We start from the raw sequence: 15,545 nt of genomic DNA, 5'->3' as shown, positions 1-15,545 counted from the left end.
TCCGCGAACCACAGCCTTACGATTCGCGGACGCCGCGCTGCCGTTCCTCCGGTGGGGTGACACGGGGGTCGTCGCTCATCGCGGCTCGGCTCGCTCCGCGCGATGGGCACCGCGCAGCTTGAGCGCCAGGCCGACGGCTGCCGCGCCGAACAGGATCCCGGTGATCGCGAGCCATCGGCCGAGGTAGACCTCCTCCGACAGCCCGGTGGCGCCCGGGTAGGGCTCGGACAGATCGAGGACGAGGGGGAACCAGACGATCAGCAGGAGACCGGACAGGACGGCCGGTACGCGGAGGTAGTTGATCCATTCCACCGCGGCGGCCCGTTCACGGCGGTGGCGCAGCACGGACTGCGCCGAGAGATCGGCGAGTGAGTACAGCGGAAGCAGGATCAGGTCATGGGCGACGGCCGCGCCGACGAACCAGATCGCCACGGAGAGAGCCTGCTCGGCCACGAGCCGCTCGACGGCGTAGCCGACGAGCGCGAAGGACGCGAGGAGGACGAGCAGGTGCATCGGGCCGGCGCCGTACCAGCGGGTGAGGCGGGCGAATCGGGCCACGGTCACGTCCTGAAGGTGAGTCGGCGAACCCACTTGGTGTTGTTCACACCGGGGTTGGCGGGGACGATGATCCGGGCGGGATAGCCGTGGTCGAGTGAGAGCTCGGCCCCGTTGACCGCGAGGGCGAGGAGCGAGCGGGGGTCGCGGATCTGGTTGCCGCGCAGCACCACGGAGGCGTAGGGGCCGGGTGGTTGGACCGACTCCACCAGCACGCTCGACGCCTCGGGCAGCCCGGCCATGGCGGCGAGGTCGGCGAGCCGCAGTCCGCTCCAGTGCTGGTCCGCGGTGGACCAGCCCTCCACGCAGGCGATCGGCAGCCAGGCCGACTGCTGCGGCAGCGCGAGCAGTTGCTCACGGGTGAGTGACCGGGCCGCCCCGGCGCCGTGCAGCTCCAGCCGCCAGTCCGGACCGACCATCGCCGCCGAGATGCCCACCGCGGCAGCCGTCTTGTTGATCTGGAAGCCGTTCGGACCGTCTCCCGGGTCACGGTTGTGCGGTGCCAGCAGTGCGGTGACCCGGAGCCGGCCGCCGATGCTCTGCCCCGCGGTCACCACGAACAGGGCCAGGGAGCCCGCGCCCACCAGCGCGAGCGCACCACGCCGGGCGATCGTCGGCGCGGCGGGTGCGACCGCCACCAGGCCGGCCGGGTCGGGCGGCTCGGGCCTGGTGTCGGCGAGGCCCGTCCTCAACTCCCGCGCCAGGGAGCGAGATCGCAGCGCGCCGACCATCGCCCCCAGCCTGAGGGCCACGTGAACGGCGAAGGCGGCGATGAACACCCACGCGCCGTAGAAGTGCAGGGTGTAGAAGGATCCGGGGAAGACGTAGTGGAGCTGGATGTTGAGGATCCCGGTGACGAACTCGAAGACGGCCCCGCCGACCAGCATCAGCAGCGACAACCGCTCCAGCGCGTGGGCGCCGCTGCGGACGGGCGGCCACTCGAAGAGCTTCGGGATCACCGACCACAGCTTGGCCAGCACCACCGGCACCAGGGTCACGCCGAGGGTCACGTGCACGCCCTGGGTGAGCCGGTACAGCCAGGCCGGGCTGGTGGGCCAGTCGAAGAGGTAGAAGCCCAGCAGACCCTTGTCCGGGGTCTGGTCGTTGAGCGGGCCGAGGTCCGGGTTGTACGCGGCGTAGGACAGGGCCCCGGTCACGAAGAGGACCGGAAGACCGACCAGCAGTACCAGGCCGAACACCGAGGTCAGCCAGGGCCCCCGGATCGGACTGCGCCAGGTGCTGCCACCGGCCCGGGTGAGGCGCCGCAGCGTACCGGCGGCGCGCCGCCCCCGACCTGTCCCGGACGATCCACCACGTCGAGCCGCGACCATCCACCACCTCCGACCCGGACCCCACCGTGGAAGCGCGGTTCACCGATCCTCTGGAGCTCGGAGGAACCGGCGATCGCCGCCTCCCCGCAGCCGCGGTCAGAGCTGGTCGACCGACGCCCACCGGACAGCCAACCACCACCGGCGAAGCCGCCCTGCGACGCCGAACCCGACTGGCGGACACCATCACCCGCACGGATGCACCGCGGGATCGAGGCCGCGACTGCGCCGTCCCCCTCCACCGTCACGGCACCACGGCCCGAGGGCGCGGCAGTCGGCTCATTACCGATGGATGACACGCTGCTCGCTGCGGCGGGCCGCGCGGTCGTCAGCCGGTAGCGTCGGCGGGCATGAGGATTCTGGTCACCGGCGGTGCCGGATTCATCGGTTCGGCGGTCGTGCGGGCACTGGTGGCGGCCGGTCACGAAGTGCGCGCCCTGGACGCGCTGCTTCCGGCGGTGCACCCCTCCGGGGCGGCACCGCTCCTGCCGGCCGGGGTGGAGTTCCTGCACGGGGACGTACGGGACGCCGTGGCGCTCGGACGAGCCCTGGCCGGGGTGGACGCGGTCTGCCACCAGGCGGCGATGGTCGGCCTGGGACTGGATCTCGCCGACGCGCCCGCCTACGCGGGCTGCAACGACCTGGGGACGGCGGTCCTGCTCGCCACCATGGCGCGCCACGGAGTCCGGAACCTCGTGCTCGCCGGGTCGATGGTGGTCTACGGCGAGGGCCGGTACCGGTGCCCGGCGCACGGAGACGTCTCGCCCGGTCCGCGCCGTCCGGACGAGCTGGACGCCGGCCGGTTCGAGCCGCCGTGTCCGCGGTGCGGCGGCGACCTGCGCCCCGGGCTGGTCGCGGAGGACGCGCCGGCTGACCCGCGCAGTGTGTACGCGGCCACCAAGCTCGCCCAGGAGCACCTGGCGGGCGCCTGGGCCCGTGTCTGCGGAGGCCGCGTTCTGACGCTGCGCTACCACAACGTCTACGGGCCGGGGATGCCGCGGGACACCCCGTACGCCGGGGTGGCCTCGCTGTTCCGCTCCGCCGTGGCCCGGGGTGCGTCGCCCCGGGTGTTCGAGGACGGCGGTCAGCGCCGGGATTTCGTCCACGTCGAGGACGTCGCCGCCGCCAACCTCGCCGCCCTCGAGGCGGTCGGCGACCGGCCGGCGGGCGGCGCCCGGGCCTACAACGTGGGCAGCGGCGAGGTGCACACGATCGGGGAGATGGCCCGAGCGCTGGCCTCCGCTCACAGCGGTCCGCCTCCGGTGGTGACCGGCGAGTACCGGCTCGGCGACGTCCGGCACATCACGGCGGACTCCTCCCGTCTCCGCGAAGAGCTCGGCTGGCGTGCCAGGGTCCCCTTCGCCAGGGGAATGGCGGAGTTCGCGGCGGCGCCCCTGCGCGCCTGAACTCAGGTCCGCGCGGCGGGGAGGACGATCTCGAAGCAGCAGCCTCCGGCGACGTTGCGCACCCTGGCGCGCCCGGCGTGCGCCTCGACGATGCCGCGGACGATGGCGAGCCCGAGCCCGGCACCGCTGTCCCCGCCCTCGCCCCGCTGCCGCGGATCCTCCTGGTCGGCCGACCGGGGCGTGCGGGCGGCACTGCCCCGCCACCCCGTTTCGAACACCCGGGGCAGGTCCTGCTCCGGGATGCCACCGCAGCCGTCGGTGACCGAGAGCACCACCTCGTCGGCCTCCCGGCGGGCGGACACCGCGACCACCCCGTCCTCGGGAGTCGAGCGGATGGCGTTGACCAGCAGGTTTCCGAGCACCCGGGTGATCTCGCCACCGTCCACCTCGACGGGCTCGGCGTCGACCCGCCGGCCCTCCAGCCGGACACCGCGTTGCCGGGCCAGCGGGTGGGCGCCGGCGAGCGCGTCGTCGACGAGGTCGTAGACGGACACCCGGGACAACGACAGGGACAGCGCTCCCGCCTGGATGCGCGAGAGCTCGAAGAGGTCGTCCACCATCCCGGTGAGCCGCTCGACCTCGGTCCGCATCCGTCGCAGGTACCGCTGCGGGTCCTCGGCGACGCCGTCCTCGAGCGCCTCCGCCATGGCGCGCAGTCCCGCCAGCGGGGTGCGCAGGTCGTGCGAGATCCAGGCGATCAGCTCCCGGCGGGAGGTGTCCAGGGCCTGCGCGCGGGCCCTGGACACGGCGAGCCGGGCGCTGGTGGCGGCGAGTTCCTCGCTGAGCTGGGCCAGTTCCAGGCCGAGCGGATGCTCCGGCGCGGTGAACCCGGTGTCGCTGCCGACGGTCCGGGCCGCCTCGGTCAGTGCCCTGCTCCCGGCCACCACCTGGCGGCCGAGCAGCGCGGCGGTCGCCAGCGACACCACCGAGGCCATTCCGAGCACCGTGATCACCACGCCGAGGTCGTGCCCGGACAGGAACATCGCCTGGGCGACGGCGAAGGTCCCGGAGGTGACCGCGAGTACGGTGACGGCGGCGACGCAGAACAGCGCCAGCGAGAGCGAGCGCCGCCGCAACCACCGGACGGCCGCCCAGCCGATCAGGCCGGCCCCGCCGGCTCCCAGCGCGGCGAACAGGGCGATCAGCAACAGGTCCTTCACGCCGGGCCACCCGCCGGGCCCGCCGCCGGGCCACCGCCCTGGACTGCCGCCGGGTCGTAGCGGTAGCCGGCACCCCAGACCGTGGTGATCAGTACCGGCGCGGCCGGGTCGTCCTCGATCTTCTCCCGCAGTCGACGGATGTGGACGGTGACGGTGGACAGGTCGCCGAATTCCCAGCCCCACACGCGTTCCATCAGCTCCTGGCGGGAGAAGACCGTGTGCGGGTGTCCGAGGAGGAACGCCAGGAGGTCGAACTCCCGCAGGGTCAGCATCAGTTCACGCCCACCGCGGTGGGCGCGGCGGGCCTGCGCGTCGAGCGCGACGTCACCGGAGACCACCGGTCCACCGGGCGGCGAAGCGGGTGCGGCGGCCCGGGAGCGGCGCAGCACGGACTGGACCCGCAGGACGAGTTCCCGGGGGCTGAAGGGCTTGGTGACGTAGTCGTCCGCGCCCAGTTCGAGGCCGAGGATGCGGTCGTTCTCGTCGCCCTTGGCGGTGAGCATGACGACCGGCAGCTCGGCGCCGCCCGCGGAGGCGCGCAGCCTGCGCAGGATCTCCAGGCCGTCGATGCCGGGGAGCATCAGGTCCAGGACCACCAGGTCCGGGCGGCGGGCACGGGCCAGGGCGAGACCCCGGTCGCCGTCGGCGGCGCGGTCGACCCGGTGGCCCGCCCGGGTGAGGTAGCCGACGACGACCTCGGCGACGGTCGGATCGTCGTCGATCACCAGGATGCGGTGGGGGCGCGCCGGTCCGGGGGTGGCAGGGCTCTCGTTCACCCCGCCGAGGATACGAGCCGCGGCCGCTGCCGAGCGCCACGCCCGGTCCGACGTCCGGGTTCCGTAAGATCCCCCGGACGGGCCACCGGTGCCCGGATGTCGCACTTCCGTAAGGGCGCGGTTCGGCTTCGCCGGACCGGACCACGGTTAGCGTGACCGGCGTGATCCCTCCCCCTGTTGCTGACGTCGTCCTGCCCTGCCTCGACGAGGCCGAGGCCCTCCCGTGGGTGCTCGGACGCATCCCCGACGGATGGCGGGCGATCGTGGTGGACAACGGCTCGCGGGACGGCTCGGCGGAACTGGCCCGCTCGCTGGGCGCCACCGTCGTCGAGGAGAGCCGGCGCGGTTTCGGCGCCGCCTGCCATGCCGGGCTGCTCGCCGCGACCGCCGAGCTGGTCTGCTTCCTGGACTGCGACGGCTCGCTCGACCCGGCCCAGCTGCCGAGGGTCGCCGCACCGGTCGCGACAGGTGCGGCGGACCTCGTGCTCGGCCGACGCCGCCCCGCGACCCCCGGTGCGTGGCCGCCACACGCCCGGCTCGCCAATGCGGTGCTCGCCCGGCGCCTGCGCGCCCGTACCGGCGCGCCGCTGCACGACCTGGGTCCGATGCGCGCCGCGCGCCGGGAACGGCTGCTCGCGCTCGGGCTGGGCGACCGCCGCTCCGGCTACCCGCTGGAGATGGTGCTCGCCGCCTCCGCGGCCGGGATGCGCATCGCCGAGACGCCCGTCGACTATCTGCCGCGTGCCGGGCGCTCCAAGGTGACCGGGACGCTGCGCGGCACCCGGCAGGCCGTACGGGACATGCGGGCCGTCCTGGCCGCACCGCCGCCCACCCTGCTGGTCATCGCGAAGTCCCCGGTCCCGGGGCGGGTGAAGACCCGCCTCACCCCGCCCTGCACCCCCGAGCAGGCGGCGGCCATCGCGGAAGCCGCACTCGTCGACACCCTCGCCGCCCTCGACCGGATGCCGGCCGGGCGGCGGCTGCTGGTGCTGGACGGCGAACCGGGCGGGTGGCTGCCCCCGGGATGGGAGGTCGTGCCGCAGTGCGCGGGCGGGCTCGACGCACGCCTCGCCGCCGCCTTCGCGCACGCCGCCCGGGTGGCCCCGCGAGCGCCCGCCCTGCTGGTCGGGATGGACACCCCGCAGCTGGAGGCCGGTACGCTGGCCGAACCGCTGTCCGCGGCCCACCGCACGGGCGTCGACGCCTGGTACGGACCCGCGGCCGACGGCGGCTTCTGGGCCCTCGGTCTGGCGCGTCCCACCGAACACCTCGCCGGGCGGCTGCTGCTGGGCGTACCGATGTCCACGCCCGACACCGGGCGTGCGCTGCTCGACCGCCTCACCCTCGCCGGTTTGACGGTCCACCATCTCCCCTTGGTCACCGACGTGGACACCATCCTCGACGCGCGACAGGTCGCCGCTGCGGCGCCGCAGACCGCGTTCGCCGCGTGCCTGCGCTCGATCGGCGCCGCGTCGGAGACGGGGGGATGACCGCCCCGGCTGCCGCCTGGGTGGACGATCCGTTCGCCGAGGCCGTCCGCGCCGGGCGCGGCCCACTGTGGCTGCGCCGGGAAGACGGGACTCGCATCCCCCTCGATGTCGAACGCTGGTGCTCACCCGCCGCCGGGAGCGACCACAGCCTGCTGCGGCGCTGCCTGCGGCTGAACGCGCCGGTGGTGGACCTCGGCTGCGGGCCCGGCCGCCTGGTCGCCGCCCTGCTGGCCCTCGGCGTCCCGGCGCTCGGGGTCGACGTCACCGGCGCCGCGGTGGCCAGGACCCGGCACCTCGGCGGGCCGGCGCTCTGCCGCTCGGTCTTCGACCGCCTGCCCGCCGAGGGCCGCTGGGGCGCCGCGCTGCTCGCCGACGGCAACCTCGGCATCGGCGGCGACCCCGGCGCCCTGCTCCGCCGGGGCGCCGAGCTCGTCGAACCGAACGGGCTGCTGCTGGTGGAGGTGGAGCCGGAGGAGGTGGACGAACGCACCGTCGTCCGGGTGGAAGGGCCGGACGGCCGGCTCGGCCCGCCCTTCCCCTGGGCCCGGCTCGGCACGGCCGCCACCCTGCGGCGGGCCCGGGCCGCGGGCCTCGCCGAGGCGGAGCGCTGGACCTCGCACAGCCGCAGTTTCCTCGCGTTGCGCAAGGGCTGCGGCACTACCGGCTCACCCGCACCGGCTGAGCCCTTCCCACACCCGCCACCACCGCCGTCGATCGGCTGACCGGTGGACTTTCCCGCCACGCGCCGTCAGCACGCCGACGGGTACCGGAAAGTACGCCGCTCGGGTTCCTACGATCCGCCCCATGAGCAGCCGGTCCACACCAGCCTGCGCCGGGACTGCCGAACCCCAGCGATGACGACGGGACGCACACATGAGACGAACGATCCGCGGCCGCCTGCCGGCCTGGGCCGCCGCCGGCGCGACGCTGGCCGCCGTGGCGGGCACGACCGCCGCACCCCCGGCGGCGGCGCACGGCGACGACCTCGGGCCCGCCATCGAGGCGATCATGCACAAGCCGGGCTACGAGCACGCGCAGTGGGGCGTGCTGGAGACCGACCCCGCGACCGGCCAGGTGTTCCACTCCCGGTTCGCGAACCAGTTCTTCGTCCCCGGCTCGACCGTCAAGCTCGTCACCATCTCGGGAGCCTGGCACACCCTCGGCCCGGACCACCGCTTCACGACCCCCCTCTTCGCCACCGGCACGCGCACCGGCTCGACCCTCGACGGCAACCTCGCGCTCGTCGCCCAGGGCGACCTCACGATGGGCGGCCGGACCAGGCCCGACGGGACGGTCGACTACACGTCCATCGACCACACCAGCGCCAACGACCTGCCTGGCGCCACCCTCACGCCCGAGGACCCGCTGGCCGGCCTGGACACGATCGCCCGGCAGGTCCGGGACGCGGGCATCACGCGGGTCGACGGCGACGTCGTGGTCGACCCGAGGCTGTTCACGCCCCCGGCGCTGGACCCGCAACCCACCCCGCTCATCATCAACGACAACGTCATCGACCTGCTCACCACCCCCACCGCCCCCGGCCAGACCGCCCAGCTCACCTGGCGCCCGCAGGTCGCGCCGTACCAGGTCTCCTCCACCGTGCAGACGGTGGCGGCCGGCGGCACGACGGACATCCGGGTCTCCGCCTCCCCCGACGGCACGCAGATCGCCCTCAGCGGCACCATCGCCGCCGACGCGCAGCCCGTCCTGCGCATCTCCAACGTCCGGGACCCGAACGCCTTCGGCCGCACCGCGCTGATCGAGGCGCTCGCCCGGGCCGGCGTCACCGTCACCGCCGACCCGACCGGCCCGAACCCGGACGGCAAGCTGCCGGCCTCCTACGCCGGAGACCCGCAGGTCGCCGCGTACGTCTCCCCGCCGTACAGCCAGTACGCCAAGCTGATCCTGAAGGTCAGCCACAACCTCGGCGCCAACCTGGCCCTGTGCAACATGGCCGTCACCCGCGGGAGCACGGACTGCCTCGACGGCTTCGGCGTCGAGCACGACTTCCTCACCGACGTGGCGCACGTCGACCCGACCCAGTTCCAGCTCGCCGACGGACGCGGCGGCGTCTTCCAGGACCGCGTCACCCCGATCGGCCTCGACCAGCTCCTCGCCTACTGGCTGCACACCCCCGACGCGGACGCCTTCCGCCACGCCCTGCCGATCCTCGGCGTCGACGGTTCGCTCGCGATCTCCTGCGCCACCGACTGCCCGGCCAAGGGCAAGGTCTTCGCCAAGCCCGGCACCATCGTCGGCACCGACGACCTCAACCAGCGGATCGCCTACAACGCCGAGAACCTGGCGGGCTACCTGGAGACGGACGACGGCTGTCTGCACCTCTTCTTCGTCGGCGTGAACGGCGCCTCGGCCACCGACATCAATGACGTCATCCGCATCTTCGACGACGTCAACCAGGTCGCCGCGCTGCTCCAGGAGCAGGCCTCGGCCGGGCACCGCGCCCCGGAGCAGGGCAACGGCTCCTGATCCCACCGCCCGGGGAGGCACGCGGTCTGCGTCGACCGCGTGCCTCCCCGGGCGTCCGCTGTCCCTCCGACGGTCAGCGGAGCTCGGGGCACTGCTTCCAGGCGAGGTGGTAGACGGTCCTGATGTTGCCGTCGGTCGAGTCCATCGTCATGAAGCTGGTGGTCCGGGTGGGGTCCGAGCTGCCGGCCGCGACCCGCAGTTCGGTGTTGATGTTGAAGTTGCGCTCCTCCCCACAGGGGGCCCAGACCAGGGCGGCGACGTCGACGGTGTCCGTCGCCTGCCAGTTGTCGTCGCGCGGACCGTCGAAGCGGTGGGCCCGGTAGGCGGTCTGGGGCTGGCCCTGGAAGTAGTAGTTGGCCCGTTCGATCCCGCTCGCGCCCTTCTCCAGGTGGGCGAAGCCGCGGTAGTCGGCGGAGGCGATCGCGTAGGTGAAGCCCTGGGGGACGTGCACCCGCAGGTTGAGCTGGCAGTTCTTGCGGAAGTCGGTCGGCTTCGACCCCACCCCCACCTGGGCGAGGTAGTCGCTGTAGGTGACGGTGAAGGCGGTGTTGTCCGGGGAGACGGCCACGGCGGCCGTTCCGGTCGGACAGCCGGAGCCGTTGACCGTCGCGACGTCGATGACGATCCGGTCGGGCGGGGTCGGGAGCGAGTCGATGCCGAAGGCCGACGGGCCGGACAACGATGCGGCGGCGACGGCGGTCGCGGCGGCCAGCACACGGAGCAGCATGGGCTTCCCCTTCGATCGAGCCGATTTGACATGACTATGTCATCACATCCACAGGCCCCTGCCCAGGGGTGCGACAGCCGGATCGCCCGCAAGGCGGCAACGCGGGATAATGCTTGACAAACTCAACCTTTCATCCCTAGGGTCAGCATTGCTTCACGTGGTGAAAGTTCCACGTGTCAAGCGCCGACAACGCCTCGAGACCGCGAGATCCTCATGCACGACAGCATTCCTTCAGTGGTCGCCCGCCTCCGGGCCGAATTCGCCACCGGCCGGACCAGGCCGCTCGCCTGGCGCCTGGACAAGCTGGCCGCCCTGCGCACCCTGCTCACCGAACAGACCGAGGTGCTCCAGCAGGCCCTGCACACCGACCTCGGCAAGAGCGCCGCCGAGGCGTACCGCACCGAGATCGGCTTCACGATCAACGAACTCGACCACACCACGGCGCACCTGGAGCAGTGGCTGGCGCCGCGGCCGGCCACCGTACCGGAGTTCTTCCGGCCCGCCGAGGCCCGGGTCGTCCGCGACCCGCTGGGCGTGGTGCTGATCATCGCGCCCTGGAACTACCCGCTCCAGCTCGCCCTGGCCCCGCTGGTCGGCGCCCTGGCCGCCGGGAACACCGCCCTCGTCAAGCCCAGCGAGCTCGCCCCCGCGACCTCCGCCGCCATCGCCGAGCTGCTGCCCCGCTACCTCGGCGAGGAGGCGGTCGCGGTGGTCGAGGGCGCCGTCCCGGAGACCACCGCCCTGCTGGAGCAGCGCTTCGACCACATCTTCTACACCGGCAACGGCGCGGTCGGACGGATCGTCATGACCGCTGCCGCCAAGCACCTGACCCCGGTCACCCTGGAGCTCGGGGGCAAGAGCCCGGTCGTGGTCGAGCCCGGCGCCGACCTCGCCGAAACCGCCCGCCGGATCGCCCGCGGCAAGTTCCTCAACGCCGGCCAGACCTGCGTCGCCCCCGACTACGTCCTCGCCATCGGCGACACCGCGACCGGACTGGAACAGGAACTCGCGGACGCCGTACGGGAGTTGTTCGGCGACGACCCGGCCGAGAGCACCGGCTACGGGCGGATCGTCAACGAGCGCCACTTCGACCGGCTCACCGCCCTGCTCGACGACGGGCGGACCGTCGTCGGCGGCGAGCACGACCGCGCCGCGCGCTACCTCGCCCCGACCGTCCTCGCCGACGTCCCGGCGAGCGCCCCGGTGATGCAGGCCGAGATCTTCGGCCCGATCCTGCCCGTCCTCACCGTCCCCGACCTCGACGCGGCGATCGCGTTCATCAACGAGCGCGACAAGCCGCTCGCCCTGTACGCCTTCACCGAGTCCGCCGACACCAAGCGGCGGCTCGCCGAGGAGACCTCCTCCGGCGCACTCACCTTCGGCCTGCCGGTCTCGCACCTGGCGATGCCCGAGCTGCCGTTCGGCGGCGTCGGCGAGAGCGGCATGGGCCGCTACCACGGCGAGTACTCGATCGACACCTTCAGCCACACCAAGGCCGTTGTCGACAAGCCGCTCGCCTGACGCCCCGTTACCTTCTTCGTGGCCCTGAAACGGGGCTCCTGGCCTCCGGGCCCGGCATGACTGTTGCCCCCTGTCGATCGCATGACCTGGGGGGTGGTGTCACCGCGGCCCGGAGCACCGTATGACCGCTGATGAGAGGCCTGACCGGCATCCGGCCGAGCGCAACGCCCGGCCACCGAAGGTGCCGGGTCTGCGTAACGTGGATGCGCGCGAACGGTGCCGACGGGCGAGGCCGGGACGATGAACGACCTTCGGGGGGTTCGGTGTTCGACACAAGTGACATCGCGGTCTTCCTCGGCCTGGACGTCGGCAAGGGCCACCACCACGGCCACGGCCTGACAGTCGGCGGCAAGACCGTGTTCGACAAGCGGCTGCCCAACAGCGAGCCGAAACTGCGGGCCGTCTTCGACAAACTCACCGCCAAGTTCGGCCGTGTCCTGGTCATCGTCGACCAGCCCGCCTCGATCGGCGCACTGCCGCTCACGGTAGCCCGTGACGCCGGCTGCGAGGTCGCCTACCTGCCCGGCCTGGCGATGCGCCGCATCGCCGACCTCTACCCCGGCGAGGCCAAGACCGACGCCCGCGACGCCCACGTGATCGCGGACGCCGCCCGCACCATGCCCCACACCCTGCGCGCCCTCGAACTCGCCGACGAGACCGCAGCCCAGCTCACCGTCCTGACCGGCTTCGACCAGGACCTCGCCGCCGAGGCCACCCGCACCAGCAACCGCCTGCGCGGCCTGCTCACCCAGTTCCACCCCTCCCTCGAACGCGTCCTCGGCCCACGCCTGGACCACCCCGCCGTCACCCACCTGCTCGAACAGCACGGCTCCCCGGCCGCCCTGCGCAAAGCCGGCCGACGAAGACTCGTGACCCTGATACGGCCCAAAGCCCCGCGCATGGCCGAACGCCTGGTCGACGAGATCTTCAACGCGCTCGACGAGCAGACCGTCGTCGTCCCCGGCACCACCACGCTCGACACGGTGGTGCCCTCCCTGGCCCGCTCGCTCGCCGCCGTCCACGAACAGCGGCAAGCCGTCGAGGCCCAGATCGGCGAGCTGCTGGCGGCCCACCCTCTTTCCGAGGTCCTGACCTCGATGCCCGGAGTCGGGGTCAGGACCGCCGCCACCCTTCTGGTCACCGTCGGCGACGGCACCACCTTCCCCACCGCCGCCCACCTGGCCTCCTACGCCGGCCTCGCGCCGGCGACGAAGTCCTCCGGGTCCTCCATCCACGGCGAACACGCCCCCAGAACCGGCAACCGGCTCCTGAAACGGGCCATGTTCCTCTCCGCGTTCGCCGCCCTCCACGACCCCGACTCCCGGGCCTACTACGACCGGCAGCGAGACCGCGGCAAAACCCACACCCAGGCCCTCCTCCGCCTCGCCCGCCAACGCATCAGCGTCCTGTTCGCCATGCTCCGCGACGGCACCCTCTACGAGACCCGCACCCCCGAAACCGTGCCCGCATGACCCGCGCAGCCTTGACGAAGGACATAGAGGCACCCCCCCGGGCCGGGCCGATGCCCGGCCCGGGCGAGGGCGGTACCCGGCCCGGGCGAGGGCGGTCAGTACAGCGCGTCGCCCATCGGGGAGTCCTCGCCCGTGACGTAGGCGCGGATCGAGGCCAGGTACGCCTGGCGGCCGACGCGTCCGTCGCCGTCGCCGTCCAGCGCGTCGAACGCCGCGTCGGCGTTGTCGGCGCGGTTGCCCAGCGCCTGGCGCAGCATGGTGAACTGCGCGCGGTCCAGGGCACCGTCCCCGTCGGCATCGGCGAGGTCGAACAGGGCGCCGAGCGCGTACTGGCAGACGGTGTCGAACTTCTCGGCGTCCACCCAGGCCTCGTACTCCTGGTAGGTCATCACGCCGTCGCCGTTGGCATCCATCGCGGCCCAGGCCCGTTCGCCCGCGGCGCGCGCGGCGGCGACCAGGGGGTCGTCGTCGCCGCGTCCGGTCGCGCGCTGGGCGCGATCGATCCGGACGAAGTAGTCGTGCCGGGAGGCGACACCGTCTCCGTCCGTGTCGAGCATCGCGTAGATGCGGGCCTTCGGGGCGGTGGGGTCGGCCGGGGCGGAGCCGGGGTGCGGATCGGTCGAGGGGAGCGGCATGTGGTCGTCCTTCGGGTACGGGCCGGCGGCCACCCGGCCGCCGTGACCATGATCGGCAGCAATGCCCTCGATGTCCGGACGACCCGCCCGGCACCGTCTATGGGGATTGACGATCCCTCACGATTGGGAGCGCTCCCAATGCCACGCCGAGGGAAACCGCCGCAGACACCTTTCAGGTATTACGCATCGATCAATTGATCAAGATCGCCATACGGAGCGGTAGGTTCACCGGATAAACCGGAACCAGAACGTTTCATTCCGGGGGCTGTCCGAAAATCGCCCTGGGCCCTAGGCTGCGCTCCGTGTCGCTCTTCCGAAGAATTCGCTCCTCCGGCCCGAACCTGCTCCCCGAGCTCGACGACGTCGAACTCGGCCGTGTGCGGCGCCAGCTCAAGTCCCCGGGACTGCCTGGTCAGAGCTCCATCCAGGCGGACCAGGTCGAACGGCTGCTGCGGGAGACCGGCGCGGACTGGGACCGGCGCGCGCACCGTTTCGCCGTACTCGCCGAGGCCGCCGCGCCTTCCTCGCTCGCGCACAACTGGCGGATGCGTCGCGTCCAGAATGCGGACGCGCTGATTTTCGAGGCGTGGGTCGAACTCTTCCGCGGCCGGCATGCGGGACGGATGGAAGATCCCCGCGCGGCTGCCGACAACTGCTACCGCGCCGCCGAGCTCCTGCCCGATGATCCGACGCCCTGGGTGGTGATTCTCGGAATTCTGCGTCTGATGCGTGCCGAATCCCGCGACGTGGTCGCCGTCTGGCACGAGGTCACCGCACGCGACCCGTGGAACCGCGAGGCCCACCTGCAGATGCTGCGCTACCTGTCACCGGAGGAGTGCGGGTCCCGCAGCGCCCAGCTCAACTTCGTGGACACCGTCCGCGCCTCGGCTCCGCCGACCGCGCCGACCGCCGGGGTGGAACTGACGGCACTGGTGGACGAACACGCCCGCACGACCGCCGGGGGCGGCGTCGAGGCCCTGCTGGTGCGCCGCCAGTGGACGCACCACCGGGCGGTCACCGCGCTCGACACCGCCCTGCGCGCGTGGTCCGGGCCCGACGGCCTCGAACACGCGGCGGCCGCGGCCGACCTCAACCTGCTCGCCTTCGCCCTGGTCCAGGCGGGCCGCCAGGGCGAGGCCGGCGACGCGTTCCGCCGGATCGGCAACACCGTCACCGCCTGGCCGTGGAACCTCATCGGCGACCCGCTCCAGGAGTTCGGCTACTGGCAGGCCCGCACCACGGCCTGACACCGGGACGCGCGGGTCGGCGGGCCGAAGGCCACCCGCGGGCGGGTGCGTCAGGCCGAGGCCCGACCCGCCCGGCGGTCGGCGGCGCCCAGCCATGCCACCGCCGCCACGATCACCACCGCGAGGACGAGGCTCACCGGACCGGTGCCGAGGTCCAGTCCCCCGCGTTCACGGCTCACACCGGCCCAGTCGGCGAAGCAGGCGCCGAGCGGGCGGGTCAGGACGTAGGCCCACCAGAAGGTCAGGACCGGCGACAGCCCGGAGAACCGGTGAGCGAGTGCGGGCACGGCGATCAGGCCCGCGAACAGTTGCCCCGAGGCCAGGTAGCCCCACCCCAGGGTGGCCGCGGTCAGATCACCGACGGCCGTGCCGAGGGCGAAGGTGGCCATGACCGCGCACCAGTAGAAGACCTCGCGGCGCCCACCCGCGACCGTCTCCACCGCGAGCGTCCCCTCCGTCCGCCGCCACACGGCGAACACCAGGGCGAGCAACTGGTACCTGTACTGGGGCCTGCGCCGGCGCGGCTACCGCGCGGAGGCCGACACGCTCGCGGCGCGCAGCTGCGCGCTCGTGGCGGCCCCGGGCACCCGGGAGTGCTACGGCCCGGAGGACGCCGCCGGGCACGGCGCGCGGTCCTTCGGCTGGAGTGCCCTCGTCCTGGACCTTGCAGCCGCCATGACCTCGTCGACGGAGACGGTGACGGAGACGGCAACGGACACGGCGGAGGACTGACCGCCCGGA

The 15,545-nt window shown here is 73.1% G+C and carries 15 protein-coding genes and 1 pseudogene; 9 read left to right on the top strand and 7 right to left on the bottom strand.

Annotation, left to right across the window (positions count from 1 at the left end):
* Positions 1-75: 75 nt before the first annotated feature.
* A complete protein-coding gene (locus tag ACZ3TI_RS29710; protein ID WP_465731545.1) occupies positions 76-564 on the bottom strand; it encodes a hypothetical protein in 489 nt (162 codons plus the stop codon).
* Positions 561-1,886: a molybdopterin-dependent oxidoreductase gene (locus ACZ3TI_RS29705; RefSeq protein ID WP_465731543.1), complete on the bottom strand. Its 1,326-nt coding sequence runs from the start codon at positions 1,884-1,886 to the stop codon at positions 561-563. The genes ACZ3TI_RS29710 and ACZ3TI_RS29705 overlap by 4 nt, the downstream gene beginning before the upstream one ends.
* 347 nt (positions 1,887-2,233) lie before the next feature.
* Between ACZ3TI_RS29705 and ACZ3TI_RS29700 the strand changes: the two genes are divergently transcribed.
* Entirely contained in the window at positions 2,234-3,289 is a 1,056-nt protein-coding gene (locus ACZ3TI_RS29700; RefSeq protein WP_465731541.1) for an NAD-dependent epimerase/dehydratase family protein, read from the top strand.
* Between the two features lie 2 nt (positions 3,290-3,291).
* On the opposite strand, the gene ACZ3TI_RS29695 is transcribed toward ACZ3TI_RS29700, so the two are convergent.
* The gene (locus ACZ3TI_RS29695; protein WP_465731539.1) at positions 3,292-4,449 is read right to left on the bottom strand and encodes a sensor histidine kinase; all 1,158 of its coding nucleotides are present in this window, start codon (positions 4,447-4,449) and stop codon (positions 3,292-3,294) included.
* Positions 4,446-5,225: a response regulator transcription factor gene (locus ACZ3TI_RS29690; RefSeq protein ID WP_465731537.1), complete on the bottom strand. Its 780-nt coding sequence runs from the start codon at positions 5,223-5,225 to the stop codon at positions 4,446-4,448. The genes ACZ3TI_RS29695 and ACZ3TI_RS29690 overlap by 4 nt, the downstream gene beginning before the upstream one ends.
* Before the next feature lie 152 nt (positions 5,226-5,377).
* On the opposite strand from ACZ3TI_RS29690, the pseudogene ACZ3TI_RS29685 reads away from it, so the two are divergent.
* The 4 genes and pseudogenes from ACZ3TI_RS29685 to dacB all read left to right on the top strand — a co-directional run.
* A pseudogene (locus ACZ3TI_RS29685) lies at positions 5,378-6,088 on the top strand (glycosyltransferase family 2 protein); the annotation flags it as partial.
* Positions 6,089-6,187: 99 nt separating this feature from the next.
* Positions 6,188-6,715, top strand: a complete 528-nt coding sequence (locus ACZ3TI_RS29680) for a DUF2064 domain-containing protein (RefSeq protein ID WP_465731704.1) — start codon at positions 6,188-6,190, stop codon at positions 6,713-6,715.
* Positions 6,712-7,437 carry a class I SAM-dependent methyltransferase gene (locus tag ACZ3TI_RS29675; protein WP_465731535.1) on the top strand — a complete coding sequence of 242 codons (726 nt, stop codon included), beginning with the start codon at positions 6,712-6,714 and terminating at the stop codon, positions 7,435-7,437. Before ACZ3TI_RS29680 ends, ACZ3TI_RS29675 begins: the two co-directional genes overlap by 4 nt.
* 151 nt (positions 7,438-7,588) lie before the next feature.
* A complete protein-coding gene (dacB, locus tag ACZ3TI_RS29670; RefSeq protein ID WP_465731533.1) occupies positions 7,589-9,202 on the top strand; it encodes a D-alanyl-D-alanine carboxypeptidase/D-alanyl-D-alanine endopeptidase in 1,614 nt (537 codons plus the stop codon).
* A 73-nt stretch (positions 9,203-9,275) separates the two neighbouring features.
* On the opposite strand, the gene ACZ3TI_RS29665 is transcribed toward dacB, so the two are convergent.
* Positions 9,276-9,929, bottom strand: coding sequence for a DUF4360 domain-containing protein (locus ACZ3TI_RS29665; RefSeq protein WP_465731531.1), 654 nt, complete (start codon positions 9,927-9,929; stop codon positions 9,276-9,278).
* Between the two features lie 213 nt (positions 9,930-10,142).
* Here ACZ3TI_RS29665 and ACZ3TI_RS29660 point away from each other — a divergent pair, with 213 nt between their 5' ends.
* Complete coding sequence (locus ACZ3TI_RS29660; RefSeq protein WP_465731529.1) at positions 10,143-11,450, top strand: aldehyde dehydrogenase family protein; 1,308 nt, start codon at positions 10,143-10,145, stop codon at positions 11,448-11,450.
* Positions 11,451-11,713: 263 nt separating this feature from the next.
* Complete coding sequence (locus ACZ3TI_RS29655; RefSeq protein WP_465731527.1) at positions 11,714-12,922, top strand: IS110 family RNA-guided transposase; 1,209 nt, start codon at positions 11,714-11,716, stop codon at positions 12,920-12,922.
* A gap of 95 nt (positions 12,923-13,017) precedes the next feature.
* Here ACZ3TI_RS29655 and ACZ3TI_RS29650 read toward each other — a convergent pair whose 3' ends face one another.
* The gene (locus ACZ3TI_RS29650; protein WP_465731525.1) at positions 13,018-13,557 is read right to left on the bottom strand and encodes an EF-hand domain-containing protein; all 540 of its coding nucleotides are present in this window, start codon (positions 13,555-13,557) and stop codon (positions 13,018-13,020) included.
* A 302-nt stretch (positions 13,558-13,859) separates the two neighbouring features.
* On the opposite strand from ACZ3TI_RS29650, the gene ACZ3TI_RS29645 reads away from it, so the two are divergent.
* Positions 13,860-14,804 carry a tetratricopeptide repeat protein gene (locus ACZ3TI_RS29645; protein WP_465731523.1) on the top strand — a complete coding sequence of 315 codons (945 nt, stop codon included), beginning with the start codon at positions 13,860-13,862 and terminating at the stop codon, positions 14,802-14,804.
* A gap of 50 nt (positions 14,805-14,854) precedes the next feature.
* Here ACZ3TI_RS29645 and ACZ3TI_RS29640 read toward each other — a convergent pair whose 3' ends face one another.
* A complete protein-coding gene (locus tag ACZ3TI_RS29640; RefSeq protein WP_465731521.1) occupies positions 14,855-15,295 on the bottom strand; it encodes a COG4705 family protein in 441 nt (146 codons plus the stop codon).
* Between the two features lie 7 nt (positions 15,296-15,302).
* Here ACZ3TI_RS29640 and ACZ3TI_RS29635 point away from each other — a divergent pair, with 7 nt between their 5' ends.
* The gene (locus ACZ3TI_RS29635) at positions 15,303-15,536 is read left to right on the top strand and encodes an MGH1-like glycoside hydrolase domain-containing protein (protein WP_465731702.1); all 234 of its coding nucleotides are present in this window, start codon (positions 15,303-15,305) and stop codon (positions 15,534-15,536) included.
* The last annotated feature ends 9 nt before the right edge of the window (positions 15,537-15,545 follow it).

The sequence above is a fragment of the Kitasatospora sp. NPDC023120 genome, from assembly GCF_055560835.1.
This window is presented reverse-complemented; position numbering and strand designations above follow the sequence as displayed.